The following is a 25,452-nucleotide window of genomic DNA, read 5'->3' on the forward strand; positions in this document are numbered from 1 at the left end:
GTGATTCCTGGATATCTATTTCAAGCGATAGTAAAGCTCACGGTAGGATTTCGCCGCGACTTGCCAGCTAAAATCCATGGCCATTGCCTGACGTTGTACAAACCGCCAGAGCGAAGGGCGCGACCACAACACGAAAGCACGCCGGATTGCCCGCAACAGCGACCAGGCATTACTATCTTCAAATACAAACCCACTGGCGATACCGTCCGCCAGGTTTTCCAGCGAACTGTCGGACACCGTATCAGCCAGCCCACCGGTACGCCGCACCAGCGGTAGCGTACCGTACTTCAGTCCATACAATTGTGTTAAGCCACACGGCTCAAAGCGACTGGGCACCAGAATAACGTCAGCCCCGCCCATAATGCGGTGCGAGAAGGCCTCATGATAGCCAATCTGTACACCCACCTGGCCAGGATGCTCTGCCGCTGCCGCCAGGAAACCTTCCTGCAACACCGGATCGCCCGCACCAAGTAACGCTAACTGTCCGCCCTGCTCCAGTAAACCGGGCAGCGCTTCCAGCACCAGATCCAGCCCTTTCTGGCTGGTCAGGCGGCTCACGACTGCAAAAAGCGGCACTTTGTCGTTAACCTTAAGCCCCATCGCAATCTGCAGTTCACGCTTGTTCTCGGCTTTGTCTTCCAGCGAGTCACGCGTGTAGCGCGATGCCAGTAGCAGGTCCGTTTCCGGACTCCAGATGTTTTCATCAACGCCGTTCAGCACGCCGGAAAGACGTCCTTCACGATGACGCTGCTGCAACAATCCCTCCATTCCATAGGCAAATTGCGCCTCGGTGATTTCCCGCGCGTAGGTCGGGCTAACCGCCGTAATATGGTCGGCGTAGTACAACCCCGCCTTCAGGAAAGAAATCTGCCCGTTGAACTCCAGTCCATGCACATTAAAGAATGACCATGGCAATTGGATGTCATCCATATGCTTTGCATAAAACATGCCTTGATAGGCCAGGTTGTGCACGGTGAACACCGATTTCGCCGGGTGGCCGCGTGCCGCCAGATACGCCGGGGCCAGACCTGCATGCCAGTCGTGCGCATGCACCACATCCGGGCGCCAGAATGGATCAAGCCCGCAGGCCATTTCGCATCCCACCCAGCCGAGCAGCGCAAAGCGCAGGACGTTATCAGAGTAAGCAAACAGGTTAGTATCGTGATACGGGCTGCCGGGACGGTCGTAGAGGTGCGGCGCGTCAATCAGGTAAATACCGACGCCGTTGTAATGGCCGAACAGCAGCGTGATACGTCCGGCAAAGGTATCGCGCCGCGTCACGACCTGCGCATCAGGAATGCCGCGACGGATATCCGGAAACGCCGGGAGCACGACGCGGGCATCCACGCCATCGGCAATTTGCGCGGCCGGCAACGCGCCAAGAACATCTGCCAGTCCCCCGGTTTTTAACAGGGGGAACATCTCTGAACATACGTGTAAAACCTGCATTATCGCTCCTGTTTGATCTGCAGTTTGCGCAGCATTTCACGCGTGACCAGCACAATACCTTCCTCTGAACGGTAGAAACGACGTGCATCTTCTTCCGCGTTTTCACCAATCACCATGCCTTCAGGGATGACGCAGGCACGGTCAACGATACAGCGGCGTAAGCGGCATGAACGCCCGACCCACACTTCAGGTAACAACACTGCCGAATCAATGTTACAGAAAGAATTCACCCGCACCCGCGGGAACAGAACGGACTGCACCACCACCGAACCGGAAATAATACAGCCGCCAGAGACCAGCGAGTTCAGCGTCATGCCGTGGCTACCGGAGCGGTCCTGCACAAACTTCGCCGGCGGCAGTGATTCCATGTGTGTGCGAATCGGCCAGTCCTGATCGTACATATCCAGTTCCGGGGTAACCGACGCCAGATCGAGGTTAGCCTTCCAGTAGGCTTCCAGCGTCCCAACGTCGCGCCAGTACGGCTCGGATTCCGGGTCTGACTGTACGCAGGATTTAGGGAATGGATGTGCATAAGCCATGCCAGCTGCGGTAATTTTCGGGATGATATCTTTGCCAAAGTCGTGGCTGGAGTTTTCATCGAGATCATCTTCTTCAAGTAATTCATACAGATAATCGGCGTTGAAAACATAGATCCCCATACTGGCAAGGGATCGAGTCGGATCGTTTGGCATAGCCGGTGGATTCGCCGGTTTTTCCACGAATTCGATGATTTTGTCGCTGTCGTCGACGTCCATGACGCCAAAGGCGCTGGCTTCCTCAATCGGCACCGGCATACAGGCCACGGTGCAGCGTGCGCCTTTTTCGACATGGTCGATCAGCATGCGCGAATAGTCCTGTTTGTAGATATGATCGCCCGCGAGGATCACCACATATTCCGCTTTATAGCGTCGAATGATGTCCAGGTTTTGGGTGACCGCATCTGCCGTACCGCGATACCAATTTTCACCCTGCATTCTTTGCTGAGCAGGCAGCAGATCGACAAACTCGTTCATCTCTTCACTGAAGAACGACCAGCCGCGCTGAATATGCTGCACCAGCGTGTGGGACTGGTACTGGGTGATCACGCCAATACGGCGGATCCCGGAGTTAATGCAGTTGGATAAAGCAAAATCGATAATGCGGAACTTACCGCCAAAGTGCACGGCAGGCTTAGCACGTTTGTTGGTTAAATCTTTCAGGCGGGTACCACGACCACCGGCCAGGATTAGGGCAACAGATTTTAATGGCAGCTGGCGCGCCAACATTACACGATCGTTCTTCTCTAAACTCACCATGACTAACTCCTTTTTTATCATCTTTGGAACACACACAGTCCGTGCGCAGGTCCCTGCCAGACAGCCGTAATAACCGGATTATCCTCTCCGGCAAATGGAGGAACGGCATGCCATTCCCCTTCAGGTAAAACGATATCTGTCACCTCAAGCGTGGCGTTTATCACGATCAGAAAACGGTCTGAGAGCAGGATCTGCATCTGCCTCGGGCCGTTTTGCCACTCATCCGCACTTAAGGGTTGTGCGTATCGGTTCAGCCAACGCACATTGCCGTCGCCCTCTTCCCACCAGCGATCGTCTGTTAAGGCAGGGATCTGCTGGCGAAGATGAATCAACGCGGCGGTGAATGTGGTTAGCCCGCTGTTTGCCTGCTGCCAGTCCAGCCAGGTTAAGGCGTTATCCTGGCAGTAAGCGTTATTGTTACCGTGCTGGCTATGACCATGTTCATCTCCCGCCAGCAACATCGGTGTACCCTGAGAAAGCAGCAACGTCGTCAACAGGGCATGCATGCTGTCGCGTCGCCGTTCAATCAGGTCCAGCGTGCCGCCTAATCCTTCTTTACCATGATTGTCGCTGTAGTTATTGCTAGTGCCGTCGCGATTTTCCTCACCATTCGCTTCATTGTGCTTATTTGTGAAGCACACACAGTCACGCAGCGTAAAACCATCGTGCGCCGTCACCAGATTGACCGATGCGCTGGGTTTGCGACCAGGGTGTTTAAACATGTCGCTGGAAGCCGCAAAACGTCCGGCAAACTCCCCAAGGGGCAGATTACGCTGGAGCCAGAAGCGTCGACTTGCATCGCGGAAATGGTCATTCCACTCAGCAAACGGCGGGGGAAAATTCCCAACCTGATACCCGCCTTCACCGATATCCCACGGCTCCGCAATCAGCTTAACGCCTGAAAGCAGCGGGCAGTTTTGGATTGCGGTAAACAGCGGCGCATCCTGACGAAACGCAGGCGTACGCCCCATGACGGATGCTAAATCAAAACGAAAACCGTCCACATGGCAGGTTTCCACCCAATAGCGCAGGCATTCACACGCATACTCCACGACACCGGGATGGCTCAGGTTGAGGGTGTTCCCACAGCCGGTCCAGTTGTAGTAATCACCATCGTCCCTGATCCAATAATAGCTACGGTTATCAATTCCGCGCAGGGAGAAGACCGGCCCTTCAAGATCCAGCTCAGCGCTGTGGTTCAAAACGATATCGAGAATGACCTCAATCCCCGCTTTGTGTAGCGCTTTGACGGCATCGCGAAACTCATCCAGCGCGTGTTCAGGTGAGCAGGCATAGGCCGGATGCAGTGCAAACATGGCTACCGGGTTGTAGCCCCAGTAGTTCGACAGCCCCAGCCGCTGCAGTCGCGGCTCGCTGGCGAAATGCACCACGGGCAGCAGTTCCAGCGCAGTAATGCCGAGACGCTTGAAATAGTCGATCATCACCGGATGACCGAGCGCTTTGTAAGTGCCACGAATCTGTTGCGGAATGTCCGGGTGCAGATACGTCAGCCCTTTAACATGCGCTTCGTAGATAACGGTATTGCCCCACGGCGTGCGCGGCGGGGCATCGTCTTCCCAGTCATAATGGTCTGACACCACCACGCTTTTCAGGGCAATCGCCGCGTTATCGTGATGATCCGGTTCGTTCATTCCACCGTGCAGCAGCGGGTTATCTTTTAACTCGCCGTCGACCCGGCGCGCACAGGGGTCAATCAGCAGTTTCGCCGGGTTAAAACGGTGTCCCTGCTGCGGCTGCCACGGACCATGTACGCGGTAACCGTAGCGCAAACCGGGCCGGGCATCGGCCAGATAGCCGTGCCAGACATCACCGCTACGCCCCGGCAAATCATAGCGATGCTCACAGCCTTGCTCATCGAATATGCACAGTTCGACGCGCTCGGCATGCGCCGAAAAAAGGGTGAAATTAACGCCATGGCCGTCATACGTTGCACCATGGGGGGTGGCATTGCCGGTTGCCAGTTGTGTCATCACCCCTCCCGCATCAGCCAAATCGTGGCCAGCGGCGGCAACGTCAGGCTCAGTGAATGCTGGCGACCGTGGCTGGCAATTTCATCGCTTTGTACTGCGCCGCCGTTGCCGGTATTGCTACCGTGGTAATGCATCGAGTCTGTGTTGAGGATTTCTCGCCATTTGCCCGGTTGATTGATGCCAAAGCGGTAGCCGTGGCGAGGTACCGGCGTAAAGTTGCTGGCAACGATAATTTCATTACCGGCTTTATCACGACGAACAAAAATCAGCACCGACCGTTCGTTGTCATCGACCACCAGCCATTCAAAACCATAGCCGTCAAAGTCGAGTTCATGCAGCGCTTTGTGATGACGATAAGTGTGGTTCAGGTCGCGCACCAGACGCTGTACACCGTGGTGCCAGTTATCCCCCCCCTCCAGCAGATGCCAGTCGAGGCTGGCGTCGTGGTTCCATTCACGGCCCTGGGCAAACTCATTACCCATAAACAGCAGCTTCTTACCCGGGAAGGCCCACATCCAGCCATAGTAGGCGCGCAGGTTGGCAAACTTCTGCCACGCATCGCCCGGCATGCGGTCGAGGATCGATTTCTTACCGTGCACCACTTCATCGTGTGACAGCGGCAGCACAAAGTTCTCGGTGTAGTTGTACAGCATGCCGAAGGTCAGCTTATCGTGATGGTGCTGGCGATAAACCGGGTCCAGCTTCATGTAGTCCAGCGTGTCGTGCATCCAGCCGAGGTTCCACTTGTACCAGAAACCTAAGCCTCCCATGTCCTGCGGTCTTGATACACCGGCAAAGTCGGTCGACTCTTCCGCCATACTCACCGCGCCCGGTACCTGTTCGCCAAGAATACGGTTGGTATTACGCAAAAATTCGATGGCTTCGAGGTTCTCACGCCCGCCGAATTCGTTCGGGATCCACTCGCCGTTTTTGCGGCTGTAATCGCGGTAAATCATCGACGCCACGGCATCCACGCGCAGCGCGTCAATACCAAAGCGCTCAATCCAGTACAGGGCGTTACCCACCAGATAATTACTGACTTCACGGCGACCGTAGTTGTAGATCAGCGTGTTCCAGTCCTGGTGATAGCCTTCGCGCGGGTCGCTGTGCTCATACAAGCTGGTACCGTCAAACTGAGCCAGGCCGAAGTCATCCGACGGGAAGTGACCGGGTACCCAGTCGAGGATCACGTTCAGCCCCGCCTGATGCGCAGCATTCACAAAATAGCGGAAGTCATCGCGCGTGCCGAAGCGTCGGGTCGGTGCATACATGCCGGTCGGCTGATAGCCCCAACTGCCGTCAAACGGGTGCTCGCTAACCGGCAACAGCTCAATATGGGTAAAGCCCATCCACTTCACATAGGGGATCAGTTGATCCGCCAGTTCGCGATAGCTCAGCCAGAAGTTGTTGTCCGTATGGCGACGCCACGAGCCCAGATGCACTTCGTAGATAGAGATCGGCGCATCAAACTGGTTGGCTTTTTTGCGTTCCTCCGTTTGCACCACTTTTTCGGGCAAACCGCAGATCACCGACGCCGTTTCCGGACGCATTTGCGCTTCAAAGGCATACGGGTCGGCTTTAACACGCAAATGACCGTTGGCATCGATCATCTCGTATTTGTACAGCTGCCCCTGCTGTGCACCGGGGATAAACAGCTCCCAGATTCCGCTCTCTTTGCGCAGGCGCATCGGGTGGCGGCGACCGTCCCAGTAGTTGAACTGTCCTACTACCGAAACGCGTCGTGCGTTCGGTGCCCAGACGGAAAATCGCGTGCCGGTCACGCCATCCATGGTATCCGCATGTGCGCCCAGCGTTTCGTACGGGCGCAGATGCGTCCCTTCGGACAACAACCAGGCATCCATATCCTGAATAAGCGGGCCAAAACGGTAAGGGTCATCGATCAGATTCTGCTGTCCATGCCAGACAACAGCCAGCTGATAGCGAAAGAAATTTTTACGGCGGGGAATTACAGCACAGAAAAAACCGCGAGGGTCGAGGCAATCCAGCTTGCCGACTTTGCGTCCGGTTTTTGGTTCGATCACCCACACTTCGGTGGCGTCAGGTAAAAGAGCACGGACTTCAAGTCCGGCGTCAGTTTGGTGCATACCGAGTACGGAAAAAGGATCCGCAAAATGGCCTGCAATTAGCGCATTAATCACGTCTCTATCGATACGAACGGACATGGTTGTCATCCTGTTTTATGGTGTCACCCCTTCCAACTGATTTTCGACATCAGGTAGTGACACTTTTTTTGACCTGAACGACGCAGCACAATTGTGCATCCTCTCTGCGTCGTCCCACCTTCAGGCAACAACTTAATACCTCCGGTATTAAGTCACTCTTAAAGAATAGCCAATGCTTTATCTTACTCCCGGTAAAAAATGAAACATCTGCGCTTACTCCTGTATTACGCAAAAAAAAGGGCGACTCAGCACCCAATGTTTAAACACGGTCTGTGTCTGCCGGATGGCGATATGCTTATCCGGCAGTCCCGCATTACGCCAGCTGACGCAGCATCCGGCGCAATGGTTCCGCAGCACCCCAGAGCAGCTGATCGCCCACGGTAAAGGCTGACAGGAACTCCGGCCCCATATTCAGCTTACGCAGACGACCGACTGGCGTGGTCAACGTACCGGTAACGGCCGCTGGAGTTAACTCACGCATGGTGATATCCCGATCGTTTGGCACCACTTTCGCCCACGGATTGTGCGCGGCCAGCAGTTCTTCCACGGTCGGAATCGACACATCTTTTTTCAGTTTAATCGTGAACGCCTGGCTGTGGCAGCGCAGTGCGCCGACGCGCACGCACAGACCATCTACCGGGATCACGGAAGACGTGTTAAGAATTTTGTTGGTTTCCGCCTGCCCTTTCCACTCTTCGCGGCTCTGGCCGTTATCGAGCTGTTTGTCGATCCACGGAATCAGGCTCCCGGCCAGCGGGACGCCAAAGTTATCAACCGGCAGGGAGCCGCTACGGGACAGGGTTGTCACTTTACGTTCGATATCGAGGATAGCAGAAGAAGGGGTCGCCAGTTCATCGGCCACATGGCTATACAGATGGCCCATCTGCGACAGCAGTTCACGCATATGACGCGCGCCGCCGCCGGAAGCCGCCTGGTAGGTCGCCACGGACACCCAGTCCACCAGATCGTTGGCGAACAGACCGCCGAGTGACATCAGCATCAGGCTAACGGTGCAGTTACCGCCGACAAACGTCTTGATGCCGTTGTTCAGACCATCGGTGATCACATTCTGGTTAACCGGATCGAGAATAATGATGGCATCGTCTTTCATGCGCAGTGAAGAGGCCGCGTCAATCCAGTAACCCTGCCAACCGCTTTCACGAAGCTTTGGATAGATTTCGTTGGTATAATCGCCGCCCTGACAGGTCACAATAATGTCGAGCGCCTTCAGCGCATCGAGATCAAATGCATCCTGAAGCATGCCGGTGGAGGTCGCACCAAACGTCGGTGCCGCCTGCCCAAGCTGGGAAGTAGAAAAGAAAACAGGGCGAATGGCGTCGAAGTCGCGTTCTTCTACCATGCGTTGCATGAGTACAGAGCCGACCATACCGCGCCAGCCGATAAAACCAACATTTTTCATAGCGTTTTTTTCCTGCAGAGATGTGTGCTGTGTATGTACGCCATTATCCTGTGACGTATCCTTCACCATACAAAAAGCAGCCAAAGTCGCAAGTGAAATTAATCAATGATAGCGAAGCCATCAGTAATGCGACTTATCCCGCTGCGCTCGCAAGCAGAAAGTCCGCGGTAATTATCAGGGAATTTGAGTTATGAATGAAATCATTTCAGCGGCAGTTTTATTGATCCTGATTATGGATCCACTCGGAAATCTGCCCATTTTCATGTCCGTATTGAAACATACTGAACCGAAACGCCGTCGCGCAATTATGATTCGCGAGCTGTTTATTGCGCTGCTGGTGATGCTGATATTCCTGTTTGCGGGCGAGAAAATTCTGGCATTTCTTAACCTGCGCGCGGAAACCGTGTCGATCTCCGGGGGCATCATTTTGTTCCTGATCGCCATCAAGATGATTTTCCCCAGCGCCACCGGTAACAGCACCGGACTGCCCGCAGGCGAAGAGCCGTTTATCGTTCCACTGGCCATTCCGCTGGTGGCGGGCCCCACCATCCTGGCGTCGTTGATGCTGTTGTCGCATCAGTACCCGAATCAGATGGGACATCTGGTGATTGCCCTGCTGATCGCCTGGGGCGGAACGTTTGTGATTTTATTGCAGTCGTCGCTGTTCCTGCGCCTGCTGGGTGAGAAAGGGGTTAACGCGCTCGAGCGCCTGATGGGGCTGATTCTGGTGATGATGGCAACCCAGATGTTCCTCGATGGCGTACGGATGTGGATGAAGGGGTGACGCACTCATATTACGCCGGGTGGCGGCTTCGCCTGACCCGGCCTACGATGTGGATGTGTGCTCGTTTGTAGGCCCGGTAAGCGCAAGCACCACCGGGCAACCGTTTTGAAGCTGGAGAGCATGGTATTTCAGAGAACGGTTCCGTTCACGTTATGTTCATTGCTTCTCTGAGATCTCGTCACCGGTGAACGTGTTAAGGGGGCTACGCAGCCCCCTTAACAATCCCGGCTCTCCGGCAGGAAAATCGCCGCTTCGCGGTTCCCTCATCTTATTCCTTCCCGCTTCCGTGGACGGGCGCAGGTAGCGTCCATGCAAACAGCGCCCTCGCCGCGCATCCTTGCGCGTCGCCCCGGCGTTAAGGAAACGACTCAGCGATTTTCAGCCGGGTCAACGGCACCGCTGTAATTTCAGGTATTCCTTATGCTTTTAAACCGCTGAAAAAGCGTATTTTCATTTCTGCGAAGCGCCTTCCGGAATACGCTCTTGTCAGCATCGCGGATTAGCATTATCTTCTCGCTGCTCCTGCAAAATCAGGTGCCGGGATTGGTCCCCTGATTACCTCATTCGCGATAAAATCACTTTTATCGTGCGACCAGTTACACCTCTATGGTGGGCTAGACGGTGGCGTCGTAAGACGCGCCGGTATCCAATGAGGCCGGTAGGACCAACTCCGTTCAGCCCGCCACCAAAAGGTTGGTCCCTTAGGTGGTGGTAAAATTTGACTCATTGGAGGCTGCCCTATGGCGACTACCCCTCTCTTTTCACACTCTTTATTTACCCTGCCCTTTAGCCATGCCACAGATTTCACCGAGCTGGCGGATAACTGCGAGCGTTTTGTCGAAGGACTTGTTGAATGCCATGACCCGGTTGAAAAACTGGCGATTTGCGCACGGCTGTCGGCCTGCCTCGCGTTATTGCAACCGACCCTGACAGAACCGGTGCCGCATCACCTGCACGCCAGCCTGACGGTGGAAACATTCCCCACCCGTTCTCCGCTCTTTGAGCCTGAACCCGACCAGATGGGGCGCTACTGTCAGTTATTAACGCACCTGCTGATGAGTAAAACGCTGTCTGACGAGATGGAACGCGTGGCGGGTGACTTACTGCAGGATCTGGTGGAATATTTCGCCGATACGCTAAAAGCGCCGCGCTGGCTGAAAACAGAAGAAGGGTTGGTCGTGCTATAAAAAAGCCGGGTAGCGCTTACCCGGTCTACGGTGAGGAAATGTGCTCGTTTGTAGGCCCGGTAAGCGCAAGCGCCACCGGGCAATGCCCTCAGCTCAATAGCTGGAAAGCAATCATACCGACAATTGCACCGACCGTGCCGAGGATGGTTTCCATCATCGTCCAGGTCTTCAGCGTTTGCGCTTCGGTCGCACCAGTGAACTTACCGAACAGCCAGAAACCGGCGTCATTCACGTGACTGACCACGATAGAGCCACCCGCGATACAGATAGACAGGGCCGCCATCTGCGCGCCGGAGAAGTTCAGCTGTTCAATCACCGGCATCACCAGACCGACCGCCGTTAAGCAGGCCACGGTTGCAGAACCCTGAATGATACGCACCGCCGCTGCCAGCACAAAGCAGGTGATGGCAATCGGCAGGCCCATTCCGGTTAATGCTTCACCCAGTGCCGGACCGACACCAGAATCCACCAGCACCTGCTTGAATACGCCACCAGCACCGATCACCAGCAGAATAATCCCCGCCGGTTGCAGCGCATGACCGCAGATCTCCATCACTTTGTCTTTTGGCATCCCCTGGCGAATGGCCAGGCCGTAAATCGCCACCAGGCACGCCACAAGAATCGCGGTGAACGGGTGACCGATAAACTCGAACCATTCGTAGGTTGAAGAACCGACCGGCACAAAGCGTGCGGCGATGGTTTTCAGACCCACCAGTACCAGCGGCAGCAGGATCAGCGACAGGCTGAAGCCGAAGGATGGCATTTTCCCCTCGCCCAGATGCGGCTCGGTAATGTCTTCCGGCACGTGCAGCTCAACGTAACGGCTGATGAAGTTGCCCCACAGCGGCCCGGCGATAATCATGCCAGGGATCGCCGCACACAGGCCAATCAGGATCATCCAGCCAAAGTCGGCGTGCATCTGAGAAGCCAGCAGCATCGGCGCGGGCCCCGGCAGCAGAAACGCCGCCGCTGCCGCCACGCCCGCAAACAGCGGAATGACCAGCTTAACCAGGTTGGTACCGGTGTGGCGCGCCATCGAGAACGCCACGCTTATCAGCAGCACAATCGCCACTTCAAAGAACAACGGTAATGCGCAAATCAGACCGGCCAGGCCAATCGCATAGTGCGCGCGACTGTGACCAAAGGATTTCAGCATTTTGACGGCAATCTGATCGACCGCGCCCGTTTCATGCAAAATCTTACCGAACATGGCACCGAGAGCGACCACAATCGCCAGGAAGCCCAGCGTGCCCCCCATCCCTTTTTCCATGGTGGCCGCGATTTTATCGAGCGGCATACCGGAAAAGAGACCTGCACCAATAGACACCACCATCAAAGCAACGAAGGCGTGCATACGCGCCTTCATTACTAAAAACAGCAGTAATAAAACAGACCCTACTGCTGTTAAAACAAGCGTTAATGTAGTCACTACTTACTGCCTTGGTTTATAACCTCAATGGTGCTCGCTACCACACCGTCCAGTGGTTGATCGATATCCACCACCAGTACATCGCTTTCGTCCGCACCCGGTTCTTCCAGCGCATCAAACTGGGTAACCAGCATCTGCGTTTTGAAGAAGTGACCTTTGCGCGCTTTCAGGCGGCTTTCAATCACGTCGAAATCCCCTTTCAGGTAGATGAAAGAGAGATTCGGATTGCCTTCGCGAAGCAGGTCGCGATAGTGTTTTTTCAGCGCAGAACACACGATCAGCGAGACCTTGTTGGTACGCTGCATCGCAAAGGCGGCGTCATTGAGCGCCTGTAACCACGGCTTACGGTCGTCGTCGTTCAACGGCTCACCGGCGGCCATTTTCGTGATGTTGCTGCGCGGATGGAGAAAATCGCCATCAAGAAACGCGGCCTGCAGTTGATGCGCCACTTCGCTGGCGACAGCAGATTTACCGCTGCCCGATACGCCCATCAGAACGTAAACGTGGTGATCATGATTAGTCGTGCTCAAAGCGTTGCCCCCACTGGTACAAGAATCAGGAATTGTTACGGGTAACTGTTATCGGTAACATTGTCAAGCCGGACAAATGGAGAAGCAATATCCATTCGTGCTCGAAGTGTATAAGTGTGAGCTACGTCAAACTTGTCGGCTTAAATAGATCCGCCCGGTGACAAGGTGAAACCTAAATCTAACATTTTAGGTGTGACTGCTTCACCGCGGATACGCGCCAGCAGACGCTCAGCGCCAATGCTGCCCATCCGTTCACGCGGCGTGAGCACGCTCGCCAGACGCGGTTCCATCACCTGCCCGATGTCATGACCGTGGAAACCAGCGATCGCCATATCATCCGGAATTTTCAGCCCTAAGCGCTGGCATTCAAATGCCGCCCCGACCGCCAGATCATCGTTAGTACAGAACACACCGTCCAGCTGCGGGTATTCACGCCGCGCCTGACGGATAAGCTCAATGCCAGACGAATAGGAAGAAGATTGTTCCACCATCACGCTATACGGCACCAGACCGGCGTCGCGCATGGCCTGCTCGTAGCCCCTCTGTTTGATGATAGTTCGTTCATCCAGACGCGCTCCCAGATAGGCAATGTGGCGATGCCCACGCGCGATAATGGCGGCGGTCATCTGGCGGGCGGCTTCGAAGTTGTCAAAACCGACGGCGATATCAAGACACGGAGACTGGCTGTCCATCAGTTCAACCACCGGGATCCCCGCCACTTCGATCATTTTCAATGTACGCGGGGTGTGGCTGCGTTCGGTGAGGATCAGGCCATCGATATTCCACGATAGCATTGACTCCAGACGTTCCTGCTCCATCTCGGGCTTATAGCCGTAGTGCGCCAGCATGGTCTGATAACCGTGGCGGTCAGTCACAGCCTCAATGCCGCGTAACACTTCAGCAAAAACCTGGTTGGTGAGAGAGGGTAACAGCACGCCGATAGCACGACTGGTAGCATTTGAAAGGATATCAGGAGCACGATTGGGAATATAACCCAGCTCATCAAGTGCAGCGGCAATTTTGCCCCGCAGCGCCACGGAGACCTGCTCCGGGTTGCGCAAAAAGCGACTGACCGTCATTTTGGTCACGCCCACGCGGTCGGCTACATCCTGAAGTACGGGTCTTTTCTTTTTCATCGTCCTGAAGCGTTAAAAAGGGATAGATTCCCCGAGTTTACCACGGACGTGCGGATTTAATGACAAACGATGAAAAGCCGGATGGCGACGCTGTCGCGTCTTATCCGGCCTACAAGGGTTACAGCACGTTATACAGGCGGCAAGTCAAACAGTAACACTTCGCTGTCGCTGTCGGCATGAATCGAAATGGCCTGTTCATCCCAGATTGCCAGACCATCACTGGTGGACGCTTTGGTTCCGTTGATGGTGACATTGCCTTTCACGACCTGGATCCACACGCGGCGTTCCGCGGCTATCTGATGTACCGATTGCTCATCTTTGAGCAGCGCCCAGCGGTACAGCTCCATATCCTGGTAAACCTTCAGCGAACCGTCACGCGCATCCGGCGACAGCACTAGCTGTTTGCCCTGCGCGGCATCAAAACGGCGCTGCTCGTAGCGTGGCGTAATGCCGTTTTCCTGCGGGATGATCCAAATCTGATACAGGTGCAGCTTCTCGGTGTCGCTTGGGTTGTACTCCGAGTGACGGATCCCCGTCCCGGCGCTCATAATCTGGAATTCACCTGCAGGTACCTGCTCTTTGTTACCCATGCTGTCCTGATGCTCCACCGCACCTTCCAGTACGTAGGTCAGGATTTCCATGTCTTTATGGGGATGCGTACCAAAGCCCTGGCCTGCGTCGATCACGTCATCGTTAATCACGCGCAGTGCCGAAAACCCCATAAAATTCGGGTCATAGTAGTTGGCAAACGAAAAGGTATGCCAGGAATCGAGCCAGCCATGATTTGCATGACCACGGTCGTTTGCTTTGCGTAAGAAGATCATTGTGTTCACCCCCAGATGTTTTCGATGGAGTCAGTGTGGACTCAATCACTCAGGGATCATAGAGGGTGAAAATTGACGCCTCTGTTCAAAAAAAATGAACAAGCCCAGAGGCGTCACTTAGCGCTATTTGGCGAGGGTTATCGTGGCAGGCGTTGCCTGTTCAAAGGCGCGCTCGAGGATCTCGAGGTTAGTAAGAACGTCAGATTCCTTGACGTAATTAGGCGTACCGGTGGTCAGCGACTGATACAGCGCATCATAGACGCGGCCGTAGTCGCCCACTTCCGGTTTCATCTCTTCTTTCACCGTAATGCCATCATCGTTGACATATTCCAGCACACCCACTGAATCATCGGCGGCAAAACCGGGTTCCCCCGGCATAATATTGGCCTTCAGGCTGGTCTCCTGCTGGTCGATACCGTACTTCACAAACGAGCCTTTAGTGCCGTGAACGATAAACTTCGGATAGTCGATTTTCACCAGGTGGCTGGTTTTGACGATAGCCTTCAGGTCACCGTAGAACAGCTGCGCTTCAAAGGTATCATCAGGATTCGCTTTGTTGCGCAGGCTACGGATGTCATAGGCAACGTGGTCGGGGCGACCAAACAACGAGATAATTTGGTCCATGGTGTGTACGCCCAGCCCATAGAATGCGCCGTCCTGCGGCAGACCCGGCTGGGTTTCCACCACCGGGCGGTAGTAGTCAAAATGGCTCTCCACTTCAACAATCTCGCCCAACTTGCCGCTCTCAATCGCCTTTTTGGCGGTGAGGAAGCAGGAATCGAAGCGACGATTCTGGTACGGCGTAACGATCAGCCCCTTGCTTTGCGCCAGTTCGAACAGCGCTTTTGCCTCTGCCAGTGTTGGTGTGAACGGTTTCTCCACCAGCACGTTTTTACCCGCTTCCAGCGCACGCTTTGCGTATTCAAAGTGACTGTCTGCATGTGTGCAGACGATCACCAACTTCACCTGCGGATCGTTTAATACCTCGTCGAGGTCGCTGGTAAAGTGGATGTGTGAATATTGCGGTGCCTGCTCTTCCGGCTTGGCGTGACGACGGAAGATATGCGCCACGTGCCAGCTGTCTTTGCGGTTGAGAACGTACGGTAAATGGTAGCGGGTGGTGCTTTTACCAAACCCAATGAATGCGCAGTGTAAGGTCATGAGGCAATCCTTTTGAAGGTGATTACCTACACCATAGCGCAAAGTGGGGGGAGACTGAATCCATCCTGTCATCGTGCCGGATGCGGCGTGGTCTTATCCGGCCTACAAAAGCAGTAGCCTCAAGATCGGCCGGCGGCGTCGCGGTCAGTTTGTTCACGGCAGGCGCGCAGGACCCGGAGCGTACTAAATGTACGTGAGGAGCACGAGCACTTCCCGGGGACAAAATGGCAAGTAAGCCAGGCTGAAACAAAACCCCAAAAAAAAAGCCAGCAAAAGCTGGCTAAAGTAATACTGGAAGCAATGTGAGCAATGTCGTGCTTTCAGGTTCTCCGTAGGGTTCCCCTGAACGCAGAGCAATAATAATCATTCTCATTCGCACTTGTCTACTTCTTTTTGCAAAAAAAATGCAGTTGACGGATTTTTCTTTCTCAGCGAGTGTAAATACACAATTAACCCTGCAGGAGATAAGGAATGAGTGAGATAGTGATACGCCACGCTGAAAAGAAAGATTACGACGCCATTCGTCAAATCCATGCCCAGCCGGAGGTGTATCACAATACGCTACAGGTTCCTCATCCTTCCATGGAGATGTGGCAAGAACGGCTCGCCGAGCGCACCGGTGTCAAACAACTGGTTGCCTGCATTGATGATATTGTCGTGGGGCACTTATGCATTGAAGTCACCCAGCGCCCGCGCCGCAGTCACGTCGCTGATTTTGGGATCTGCGTAGATGCCCGCTGGCAAAATCGCGGCGTCGCCAGCGCGCTCATCCGCACCATGATCGACATGTGCGACAACTGGCTGCGCGTCGAGCGCATTGAGCTGACGGTGTTTGTCGATAATGAGCCTGCTGTGGCGGTGTACAAAAAGTATGGCTTTGAAATCGAAGGGACCGGTAAGAAATATGGCCTGCGCAACGGTGAGTACGTTGATGCGTACTTTATGGCGCGCGTGAAGTAATGGTTGGGCGAGTCATCTCGCCCTTTTTATTGAAAGGACGCATCGTGAAAAAGGTTTTATCGCTGGTTCTGCTGGCAACGATTTCCCCCGGCTACGCCACGACCGTACAAAATGTGGATTCCATCCCCAACGCCATTCAACATCCGGAAGGTAAGCAGATTTTCGCCGAGCAAATGATGGGGGCAACGCCCGCCAAAGGGTTTGGTGAACTGCCGCAAGGGTTAGAGGTAGCGCAATGGATTAGCTGGGTTGCGCCGAATGAAGACCCCAAAAACCTGATTATGACCGGTGCCAAAGCCTGGGGCAAAAACGGGAAATACATTGGCGTCGCCTGTTTTGCCGATAATCAGGCAGAGGCAGAACAAACCAGGAAACGCGCAGATAACGGCTGTCCGGAAAATTACAGCACCAGCCGCGTCAATAAATTATATCTCGGCGTTTTTTCCTGGCAGAATCAACAGTTGCAGCCGATCGCACGTTCAGAAAAACCGCTGGACCAGCTCTCAACGTGGAATGAAAACGCCGAAGCGCAGAGTGATGATGAGTCCGTCAAACCGCTGGCTTATTACACCAAACTGGATCTGGCCCCTTATCGGATCGCACCCGATACCCTGGCATTCGGGGTACGCGGCGGGTACTCAAATGCGTATTCCGGCGGCGGTGCATTTTATGAAGTGCTGGAGCTCTACGCGATTAAAGACAACAAGATAATCAACGTGTTTTCCAACCTTGTTTACCAATATCAGGATATCGCCGGGGACTGGAATCAGGACGGAACGCGACAGCACGACATCAGCGAAAGTAAGTACATCCTGAAAATACGCACGGCAAAGACCGCCGGTTTTTATGACGTAGAGCGTGTTAACCTTGAGGATAAAAGCAGTCGCATATATCGCTGGTCTGAATCACAGCAACAGTACGTTCCCTAGCTGACAGATAAGGCCTACAGCGTATAGCACGATGTAGGCCATTCACCTTAGTACCCCGCCGTTAAATCATCCACGGAGCGTGGGTCAGACGCGCCATACAGTGCGCCATCCGGCCCGACCATAATGCTCTGGGTGCTGCCCATCGCCTCTTTGAGCGCGACTTTTTGCCCTTTCTGTTCCAACAGTTTGATGGTGTCCGGGCTGAAGCCTTTCTCGATGCGCAGCTCATCCGGCAACCACTGATGATGGAAACGCGGTGCATTGGTGGCTTCGGCGACGTTCATTCCAAAATCAATGCTGTTGACCACCATTTGCAGCACAGTAGTGATAATACGACTGCCGCCAGGGCTGCCGGTAACCAGCCAGGTTTTGCCGTCTTTCACTACGATGGTCGGCGACATGGACGACAGCGGGCGCTTATTCGGCCCTACCGCGTTGGCATCACCGCCCACCAGCCCGTAAACGTTCGGGACACCCGGTTTGGCAGAGAAGTCATCCATTTCGTTATTGAGCAGAATACCGGTGTTACCCGCCACAATACCGGTGCCGAAGGTGGTGTTCAGGGTATAGGTCACCGCCACGGCGTTGCCGTCTTTATCCACCACCGAGAAGTGGGTGGTTTGGTTACTTTCGTACGGGGCAAGCTTGCCCGGTTTGATCTGACTGGAGGGTTTGGCTTTATTGATATCGATCTGCTCGGCAAGCGATTTGGCATACGCTTTGTTGGTCAGCGCCTGCCACGGTACCTTCACAAAATCCGGATCGCCAAGGTATTCAGAGCGGTCGGCGTAAGCATACTTCTCCGCCTCCGCCATTACCTGCATGGCATCGGCGCTGCCAAATCCGTATTTCTTCATATCGAAGTTTTCGAGAATATTAAGGATCTGCACGATATGAATACCGCCAGAGGACGGGGGCGGCATCGAGAAGACCTGGTATCCGCGATAGTCGCCGCTAATCGGTTTACGCTCCACGGCTTTATAAGCAGCTAAATCGACTTTGCTCATCAGCCCGCCGTTCTTCTTCATCTCCTCGGCTATCTGATCGGCAATCGCCCCTTTATAAAACGCATCCGGGCCATTCTCGGCAATCATCTCGAGGCTTTTCGCCAGGTTTTTCTGTACCAGCTTGTCGCCCTTTTTTAGCGGTTCGCCGTCTTTCCAGAAAATAGCTTTGCTGTTCTCGTGGTTGGGGATCACTTCGCTGCCGTAGGTTTTGAGATCGTCAGCCAGCGCATCGTTTACCACAAACCCCTCTGCCGCCAACTTCATCGCCGGGCGTACCACTTTGTTGAGCGGCAGGGTGCCGTATTTCTCCAGCGCCAGCGAGAATCCGGCCACGGTCCCCGGCGTGCCGGAAGCCAGATGCGAGGTTAGCGATTTTTTACTGTCCGGATTGCCCTGATCGTCGAGGAACATATCACGCGTGGCGTTAGCCGGCGCCATTTCACGGAAATCGATAGCGGTCGTATTCCCGTCTTTGGTGCGCAGCAGCATAAATCCACCGCCGCCCAGGTTCCCCGCCTGGGGATGCGTCACCGCCAGTGCATACCCCACGGCCACGGCAGCATCTACCGCGTTCCCCCCCTGCTTTAAGATATCTACCCCAACCTGCGTGGCCATCGCATCCACGGAGGCAACCATCCCCTGCTGCGCGCGCACGGGATGGAACACATCTTCTTCCACGCCATATGATACTGGCGGCGCAGCCGGTGCGGCAGCCGCGCTGAAACAGCTTCCTGAGAGCAGAGCAGCAATGGCTACCCGGCGTATAAACGTCGGTTTTATCATCGTTATTCTCCAGATGTACGGGGTTCTGCCCCCACTAAGCCTGGTGCATAACTCTGAAATAACCATCGTAACGGCGAGAAAGGAGTAAACTAAAGAGATCCCCGAGAGGAGAAAAGCGATGAAACGACTCTTGATTTTAGCCATGCTATTGCCGTTTGCAGGCTTTGCACAGCCCATCAACACCATGAACAACCCGAATAAACCGGGTTATCAGATCCCGAGTCAGCAGCGGATGCAGACACAAATGCAATCACAGCAAATTCAGCAGAAAGGGATGCTGAACCAACAGTTGCAGACGCAGACGCGCATGCAACAGCAGCATATGGAAAATCAGATCAACACCAATTCCCAGCGCGTGCGCCAGTCTCAGCCGGGGGAGTTGAATACCAGCCAACAGCAAATGCTACCCAACAACAACGGTGGGATGCTAAACACCAACCGCAATCCGGACAGCACGCTGAATAAACAGCAGCAAATGCTGTCGGAGAAAAAGAACGGCGACATGCTTAAGCCCTCCAGCACGCCGCAGCCTAACGTGCCGTTAAAAACGATTGGGCCTTAATAGGGCTGAAAATCCGGCCCAATGACATCAATGGCATCGGTACAGATGCAATCCACCCCCCAGCGCAATAGCTCTGCCGCGCGCTGGGGACGGTTGACGGTGTACACCAGAATGCGTAACCCGGCATCACGTATCGCATCGACACGCGCTTCATCCAGCAGCGTATAGTTTAGATGAAGAGAAACGCAGCCCAGCCGCGACGTGAGTTCGCGCCAGTCGTCACGCCATTCATCAAGCAGCAGCCCGCGCGGCAGTTCCGGTGCGGCCTGCTGTGCAGCTTCAAGAGCCTCAATGTCAAAGGATGACAGCAGCGGCGGCGTCATGTCAGCCCAGAGTTCACGCGCTGCCAGCGCAACGGCTCTGCCGGTGAGTGCCTCGCTACCCGTAGTGGGTTTAATCTCAATATTGGCCATCATGCGATGCTGACGGCAGCGGTCCGCCACCTGAGAAAGCAACGGCAACGGCTCGCCTTTGAACTCGCCGCTAAACCAGCCCCCGGCATCAACGCGCAGCAGATCCTGCCAGTTCAGCTCCCCTGCGACGCCCCAGCCGTTGCTGGTGCGTTCAAGGTTGTCGTCGTGCAGTAAGAAGATCTCGCCATCTTTTGACAATTTCGCGTCAAATTCGATCATGGTATGCCCGAATCGCGCCCCCACATCGATTGCCGCCAGCGTGTTTTCCGGGGCCAGTTTACCGCCACCACGATGGGCGACAATATGGGGATAAGGCCAGTTACTCATACTCGTTGTCCTGTTTCGCCATCAAAGAGATGCATATGGTTTTCGGGCAGATGAAGCCACAGCGTGCTGCCTGCCGTCGGGCGATGCTGATGCGCCAGCCGCACCACCAGTTTCTGCTCGCCCCAGCGTCCGTGGGCCAGGTTATCCGCGCCCAGCATTTCCAGGGTGTCTAGCACCTGTGGCACGCCGCCTTCGGCCTGCGAGCTTAGCGCAATATGCTCCGGGCGGATACCCAGCGTCATGTTACGCCCAATATGGCGCGAATAATCCTTGCCGAGGGGCAACATCATGCCGCTCTCCAGCTCAAAATGATGGCCCGTGGCGCTGATACGCCCGTCCAGAAGGTTCATGGCCGGGCTGCCGATAAAGCTCGCCACAAAGCGGCTGGCCGGTTTTTCGTACACCTCAACCGGCGTACCGATTTGTTCGGCGACGCCTTTGTTCATCACCAGTACCCGCTGGGCAAGGGTCATAGCTTCGACCTGATCGTGGGTTACGTAAAGTGAGGTGGTTTTCAGTCGCCGGTGCAAATGTTGTAACTCCAGACGCATCTGCACGCGCAGCTTGGCATCAAGGTTGGAAAGCGGCTCATCAAACAGGAATACTGCCGGTTCGCGCACAATCGCCCGTCCCATCGCCACACGCTGACGCTGGCCACCGGAAAGCTCGCGTGGGCGACGTTTGAGCAGTTCGCTCAGCTCAAGGATACGCGCGGCATCGTTCACACGCTCGGCAATGTGCGCTTTGCTCATGCCGCGAATTTTCAGCCCCCAGGCCATATTTTCTTCCACACTCATATGCGGGTAGAGCGCGTAATTCTGGAACACCATCGCAATACCGCGATCTTTCGGCTCCATCTCGGTGACGCGCTTATTTTCAATCCAGATATCGCCGCTGCTCACCCGCTCCAGTCCGGCGACCATGCGCAGCAGCGTAGACTTACCGCAGCCGGACGGCCCGACCATTACGATAAACTCCCCGTCCGCAACGTCCAGCGTCAGCGGTTTAATTACCTGGGTTTTACCGTCCCAGCTTTTGGTTACTGCCTGTAGTTTTAAACCAGCCATTTTATTTCTCACTATCGACCAGGCCACGCACAAACGCGCGCTGCATGGCTAACACGATGATTACCGGAGGGATAAGTGTTAGCAGCATAGCTGCCATCACGTGGTTCCACTGCGTCGTACCTTCACCGGTGGCGATCATGCCTTTGATACCCGCCACCGCCGTGCCCAGGTTCACGTCGGTAATAATCAACAACGGCCACAGATACTGGTTCCAGCCGTAAATAAAGGTGATGACGAACAGCGCCGCCAGATTGGTTTTTGACAACGGCAGCACGATGTCGCGGAAAAAACGCATCGGTGATGCGCCGTCAATACGCGCCGCTTCCACCAGTTCATCTGGCAGGGTCATAAAGAACTGGCGGAACAGGAATGTCGCGGTGGCGGATGCCATCAGCGGCAGCGTCAGACCTGCGTAGCTGTCGAGCATATTCAGGTTGGCGATCACCTCTACCGTCGGGAATATTCGCACCTCCACCGGCAGCATCAACGTAATAAAAATCATCCAGAAGAACAGGTTACGCAGCGGAAAGCGAAACCAGACGATGGCGAATGCGGAGAGCATCGACACCGTGATTTTCCCCAGCGTAATGCTGAACGCCATGATGAAACTGTTGAGCATCATCAACCAGAATGGTGCGCTGTTCACGCCCACCCCGTTGACCCAGATGGTGTGCATGTTATCCAGCAGATGGGTTCCGGGAACCAGCGTCATCGGCGTGTCATATACCGCCTGGTTGTCCAGCGTCGCCGCCACAAACGCAACGTACAGCGGGAACAGGATCACCATGATCCCCAGAATCAGCAGGGTGTGGCTGAATATTGTCAGCCAGCGACGGTTCTCAATCATTGGTAACGCACCTTACTTTCCACATAGCGGAACTGCACCACGGTCAAAATAATAACGAGGAACATCAGCACCACCGATTGTGCAGCGGAAGACGCCAGATCCAGCCCGACAAATCCTTCACGGTAGATCTTATAAATCAGCGTGGTCGTCGCCTGCACCGGTCCGCCCGCCGTGGCGGCATCAATCACTGGGAAGGTGTCAAAGAAGGCGTACACCAGATTCACCACCAGCAGGAAAAAACTCACCGGGGCAATCAGCGGCAACGCCAGCTTGAAGAAGCGCCGGATTGGACCCGCACCGTCAATCGCGGCGGCTTCTATCAGCGAGCGAGGAATAGACTGTAATGCGGCAAAGAAGAACAGGAAGTTGTAACTAATCTGCTTCCAGACCGAGGCAAATACCACGAGGAACATGGCCTGGCCGCTATTTTGCGCATGATTCCAGTCGTAGCCAAACTCACCGAGAAAATGCGTAATCAACCCGCGCCCTGGATTAAACAGAAAGATCCACAGCACCGCAGCGACGGCAGGGGCCACCGCGTAAGGCAGCAGCATCAGCGTCTGGTAGAAACGGCTGCCGCGCACCACGTAATTCACCAGCGCGGCAAAAAACAGCGACACCAACAGACCGCTTACCGTGACTAACGTACTGAACTTGATGGTGGTCCAGAACGAATCAAGGTAGTACGGGTCATGAAACAGCGCGACAAAATTATCCAGCCCCACGAACTGGCTGGAAAAACCAAATGGATCGACGCTTTGTAGCGAATACCACAGCGCTTCACCCGCAGGCCAGATAAAGAAAATAAGGGTGATAGCCAGCTGCGGGGCCACCAATAAATAGGGTAGCCAGCGCGAGCGGAACACCGGTCGGGATGAGGACATGACAGTTCTTTTCCTGGAAGGTGCCGGATAGCGCTGCGCTTATCCGGCCTACAAACGCTGTAGGCCTGATAAGCGCAGCGCCATCAGGCACTTATACACTTAAGATTTGGTCGACTGCTCGAAGCGACGCAGTAACTGGTTGCCGCGCTCAACGGCGGTATCCAACGCTTGCTGTGGGGTTTTCTTACCGGTCCAGACGCTTTCCAGTTCCTCATCCACGATGGTGCGGATCTGCGGCATATTGCCCAAGCGCAGTCCTTTGGTGAACGGCAACGGTGGCTTGTTCAGCATTTGACGCGTGGCGGTATCCGCCCCCGGGTTCTTGTCATAGAAGCCCTGTTCGCGGGTCAGATCGTAGGCGGCGGTGGTGATCGGCAGATAGCCCGTTTTCTGGTGCCATTCAGCCGCAATTTCAGGCTTCGCCAGGAAGTTAAGGAACTGCGCCACGCCAGCGTAGGTTTCTTTGTCTTTACCCTGCATCACCCACAGGCTCGCACCGCCGATAATCGCGTTCTGCGGGGCACCTTTCACGTCGGCATCGTACGGCATCATACCGACGCCATAGTTGAATTTCGCATAGTGACGGATGTCGGCCAGAGAGCCGGAAGAAGCAGTGGTAATCGCACAGTCACCGCTGTAAAACTTCTCGGTGGATTCATCTTTGCGCCCGAAGTAGCTGAAATCACCCTTCTTGTTTAGCTCTTGCAGCAGTGCAATATGTTTCACCTGCTCCGGCTTATTAAACTCCAGCACCGCATCGGTACCGTCAAAACCATTGTTTTTAGTGGCGACCGGCAAACCGTTCCAGGCACTAAAGTTTTCAATCTGGATCCACCCCTGCCAGCCGCTGGCATAGCCGCACTTCATGCCTGCAGCCTTCAACTTCGCGGTGTACTCCGCCAGGTCCTGCCAGGTTTTTGGCGGCTGTTCAGGGTCTAAACCGGCTTTTTTGAAGGCATCTTTGTTGTAGTACAGCACCGGGGTGGAGCTGTTAAACGGCTGGGAGAGCAAATGTCCGGTTTTAGAGTCGGTGTAATAACCGGAAACCGTCGGCACAAACTGAGACTCATCAAAGTTAATTCCAGCCTCTTTGAACACTTCATAGACCGGCTTAATTGCCTTTGAGGCCATCATGGTTGCCGTCCCGACTTCGTAAACCTGCAGCAGAGCAGGCACGTTACCGGTACGGAATGCGGCGATCCCCGCGCTCAGGCTCTGCTCATAGTTGCCTTTGTACTGCGGAACGATTTTGTAGTCGGGATTGGATTCATTAAAACGTTGCGCCAGTGAATCAACTTCTTTACCCAGTTCGCCTTCCATTGAATGCCAGAACGGGATAGTGGTGACGGCCAGTGCCTGACCTGCAAATGCCAGGCTGATTGCCAGTCCTAAAGCTGTATGTCGTAACGATTTCATCGGTTATCTCTCTTGTTGTGCCGGATGCGCGATATCACGCGTTTTAAGCTCGCGGGGGTAACATGACATGCTCGAATGACAGAAAAATAACTTTTTTATTACAAAAAAAAGATAGTAAGGCGACAGAGAGATGGCAAGGCAGTGAAGGCGTAGTGACAGGAAAATGCGGGGTGGTGCACAACAAAGCCGGGTAGTGGTGATGTCTTACCCGGCCTACGGAGGGATTTTATCAGTCCAGTAAAATCAGGAAGATTGCGCGAAAATAAATTCCAGCGCCAACCCCAGGATCTGCATACCATGGATGTTTTCTTCCGGAGATATCGCCACCAGGCTTTCCAGAAACTTGAGTTGGCGTGACTGGGCGTTAATGATGCGTTTTCCCCGTAACGCAGGAAGTTTCAGCGAAGAGATGGGATAAACCACGCGACCACAGACTTCCACCGGCAGATTGCGCAGATCGACCTGCTGGAGCACTCCTACAGAGGAATGCAGCAGCGCAACTGGCGTAACGGCAAGCAACAGCGTTGCCGGCCTTAATCTCTACGCCAGCGTCGTTCGTACTCATTCTGTAAACGCTGCTGCTCCCGCCGCTCACGCTCACGCTGGATATCCGATTTTTCATCTTCCCAACTCGGGCACACCGAGCTGGTGAATACTTCGCAGGGCGAGTTGGATTGTGCTAACGGATTGGTGGTTTTTTCTTCCCAGATAGCGGGATCGCGCGGGTCGAACGTTTGCGGCTTCAATGCCTGAGCGCTGGATGAGAGCGCCAAAAACAGACTTCCAATCATCATGCAGGTGCCAGAACGTCGCATCCTTTCTCCTTGTTCATTTTATTATTGATAATTATTCTCAATAATAACATGGA

The 25,452-nt window shown here is 54.6% G+C and carries 22 protein-coding genes and 1 pseudogene; 5 read left to right on the forward strand and 18 right to left on the reverse strand.

Annotated features, from left to right (window positions below; genetic code table 11):
- Positions 1 to 15: 15 nt before the first annotated feature.
- From glgA to asd, 5 genes are all read right to left on the reverse strand, one after another.
- Positions 16 to 1,449, reverse strand: a complete 1,434-nt coding sequence (gene glgA, locus FDX22_RS28180; RefSeq protein WP_115257288.1) for a glycogen synthase GlgA — start codon at positions 1,447 to 1,449, stop codon at positions 16 to 18.
- Positions 1,449 to 2,744: a glucose-1-phosphate adenylyltransferase gene (glgC, locus tag FDX22_RS28185; RefSeq protein ID WP_115257287.1), complete on the reverse strand. Its 1,296-nt coding sequence runs from the start codon at positions 2,742 to 2,744 to the stop codon at positions 1,449 to 1,451. Before glgC ends, glgA begins: the two co-directional genes overlap by 1 nt.
- A gap of 17 nt (positions 2,745 to 2,761) precedes the next feature.
- Positions 2,762 to 4,735: a glycogen debranching protein GlgX gene (gene glgX / locus FDX22_RS28190; RefSeq protein ID WP_117342471.1), complete on the reverse strand. Its 1,974-nt coding sequence runs from the start codon at positions 4,733 to 4,735 to the stop codon at positions 2,762 to 2,764.
- Entirely contained in the window at positions 4,735 to 6,918 is a 2,184-nt protein-coding gene (gene glgB / locus FDX22_RS28195) for a 1,4-alpha-glucan branching enzyme (protein ID WP_146718102.1), read from the reverse strand. The genes glgX and glgB overlap by 1 nt, the downstream gene beginning before the upstream one ends.
- 313 nt (positions 6,919 to 7,231) lie before the next feature.
- A complete protein-coding gene (gene asd, locus FDX22_RS28205) occupies positions 7,232 to 8,338 on the reverse strand; it encodes an aspartate-semialdehyde dehydrogenase (RefSeq protein ID WP_096759248.1) in 1,107 nt (368 codons plus the stop codon).
- A gap of 190 nt (positions 8,339 to 8,528) precedes the next feature.
- Between asd and yhgN the strand changes: the two genes are divergently transcribed.
- Together yhgN and FDX22_RS28220 are read left to right on the forward strand one after the other, a co-directional pair.
- Positions 8,529 to 9,122, forward strand: a complete 594-nt coding sequence (gene yhgN / locus FDX22_RS28210; protein WP_003023480.1) for an NAAT family transporter YhgN — start codon at positions 8,529 to 8,531, stop codon at positions 9,120 to 9,122.
- 740 nt (positions 9,123 to 9,862) lie between these two features.
- Complete coding sequence (locus FDX22_RS28220) at positions 9,863 to 10,309, forward strand: hypothetical protein (protein ID WP_146718103.1); 447 nt, start codon at positions 9,863 to 9,865, stop codon at positions 10,307 to 10,309.
- Between the two features lie 88 nt (positions 10,310 to 10,397).
- On the opposite strand, the gene gntU is transcribed toward FDX22_RS28220, so the two are convergent.
- From gntU to FDX22_RS28245, 5 genes are all read right to left on the reverse strand, one after another.
- Positions 10,398 to 11,738, reverse strand: a complete 1,341-nt coding sequence (gene gntU, locus FDX22_RS28225; protein WP_115257284.1) for a gluconate transporter — start codon at positions 11,736 to 11,738, stop codon at positions 10,398 to 10,400.
- Positions 11,738 to 12,268, reverse strand: coding sequence for a gluconokinase (gene gntK, locus FDX22_RS28230; RefSeq protein ID WP_096759246.1), 531 nt, complete (start codon positions 12,266 to 12,268; stop codon positions 11,738 to 11,740). The genes gntU and gntK overlap by 1 nt, the downstream gene beginning before the upstream one ends.
- A 140-nt stretch (positions 12,269 to 12,408) precedes the next feature.
- Positions 12,409 to 13,404: a gluconate operon transcriptional repressor GntR gene (gntR, locus tag FDX22_RS28235; protein ID WP_096759245.1), complete on the reverse strand. Its 996-nt coding sequence runs from the start codon at positions 13,402 to 13,404 to the stop codon at positions 12,409 to 12,411.
- Positions 13,405 to 13,532: 128 nt separating this feature from the next.
- Positions 13,533 to 14,228, reverse strand: coding sequence for a quercetin 2,3-dioxygenase (gene yhhW / locus FDX22_RS28240; RefSeq protein ID WP_115257283.1), 696 nt, complete (start codon positions 14,226 to 14,228; stop codon positions 13,533 to 13,535).
- 123 nt (positions 14,229 to 14,351) lie between these two features.
- A complete protein-coding gene (locus tag FDX22_RS28245) occupies positions 14,352 to 15,389 on the reverse strand; it encodes an oxidoreductase (RefSeq protein ID WP_137399872.1) in 1,038 nt (345 codons plus the stop codon).
- A gap of 471 nt (positions 15,390 to 15,860) precedes the next feature.
- Between FDX22_RS28245 and yhhY the strand changes: the two genes are divergently transcribed.
- Both yhhY and FDX22_RS28255 read left to right on the forward strand, forming a co-directional pair.
- Entirely contained in the window at positions 15,861 to 16,349 is a 489-nt protein-coding gene (yhhY, locus tag FDX22_RS28250; protein WP_096759242.1) for an N-acetyltransferase, read from the forward strand.
- 44 nt (positions 16,350 to 16,393) lie between these two features.
- Positions 16,394 to 17,278, forward strand: coding sequence for a hypothetical protein (locus tag FDX22_RS28255; protein ID WP_117342612.1), 885 nt, complete (start codon positions 16,394 to 16,396; stop codon positions 17,276 to 17,278).
- Between the two features lie 47 nt (positions 17,279 to 17,325).
- Here FDX22_RS28255 and ggt read toward each other — a convergent pair whose 3' ends face one another.
- Entirely contained in the window at positions 17,326 to 19,068 is a 1,743-nt protein-coding gene (gene ggt / locus FDX22_RS28260) for a gamma-glutamyltransferase (protein ID WP_146718104.1), read from the reverse strand.
- 118 nt (positions 19,069 to 19,186) lie between these two features.
- Between ggt and FDX22_RS28265 the strand changes: the two genes are divergently transcribed.
- Positions 19,187 to 19,630 carry a DUF2756 family protein gene (locus tag FDX22_RS28265; RefSeq protein WP_115257277.1) on the forward strand — a complete coding sequence of 148 codons (444 nt, stop codon included), beginning with the start codon at positions 19,187 to 19,189 and terminating at the stop codon, positions 19,628 to 19,630.
- Here FDX22_RS28265 and ugpQ read toward each other — a convergent pair.
- The 7 genes and pseudogenes from ugpQ to FDX22_RS28300 all read right to left on the reverse strand — a co-directional run bounded on the left by ugpQ (position 19,627) and on the right by FDX22_RS28300 (position 25,399).
- A complete protein-coding gene (gene ugpQ, locus FDX22_RS28270) occupies positions 19,627 to 20,370 on the reverse strand; it encodes a glycerophosphodiester phosphodiesterase (RefSeq protein WP_115257276.1) in 744 nt (247 codons plus the stop codon). The genes FDX22_RS28265 and ugpQ overlap by 4 nt on opposite strands.
- Complete coding sequence (locus FDX22_RS28275) at positions 20,367 to 21,437, reverse strand: sn-glycerol-3-phosphate import ATP-binding protein UgpC (protein ID WP_115257275.1); 1,071 nt, start codon at positions 21,435 to 21,437, stop codon at positions 20,367 to 20,369. The genes ugpQ and FDX22_RS28275 overlap by 4 nt, the downstream gene beginning before the upstream one ends.
- 1 nt (position 21,438) lies before the next feature.
- Complete coding sequence (ugpE, locus tag FDX22_RS28280; RefSeq protein WP_146718105.1) at positions 21,439 to 22,284, reverse strand: sn-glycerol-3-phosphate ABC transporter permease UgpE; 846 nt, start codon at positions 22,282 to 22,284, stop codon at positions 21,439 to 21,441.
- Positions 22,281 to 23,168: a sn-glycerol-3-phosphate ABC transporter permease UgpA gene (gene ugpA / locus FDX22_RS28285; protein ID WP_096759234.1), complete on the reverse strand. Its 888-nt coding sequence runs from the start codon at positions 23,166 to 23,168 to the stop codon at positions 22,281 to 22,283. Before ugpA ends, ugpE begins: the two co-directional genes overlap by 4 nt.
- Before the next feature lie 99 nt (positions 23,169 to 23,267).
- The gene (gene ugpB, locus FDX22_RS28290) at positions 23,268 to 24,584 is read right to left on the reverse strand and encodes a sn-glycerol-3-phosphate ABC transporter substrate-binding protein UgpB (protein WP_146718106.1); all 1,317 of its coding nucleotides are present in this window, start codon (positions 24,582 to 24,584) and stop codon (positions 23,268 to 23,270) included.
- 243 nt (positions 24,585 to 24,827) lie between these two features.
- Positions 24,828 to 25,097: pseudogene (locus FDX22_RS28295) on the reverse strand (dTDP-glucose pyrophosphorylase); the annotation flags it as partial.
- 20 nt (positions 25,098 to 25,117) lie between these two features.
- On the reverse strand, positions 25,118 to 25,399 hold the full coding sequence (locus FDX22_RS28300) for a hypothetical protein (RefSeq protein WP_115257272.1): 282 nt from the start codon (positions 25,397 to 25,399) through the stop codon (positions 25,118 to 25,120).
- Positions 25,400 to 25,452 lie beyond the last annotated feature (53 nt).

This window comes from Citrobacter sp. TBCS-14 (assembly GCF_005280805.1).
GTDB lineage: Bacteria > Pseudomonadota > Gammaproteobacteria > Enterobacterales > Enterobacteriaceae > Citrobacter > Citrobacter gillenii.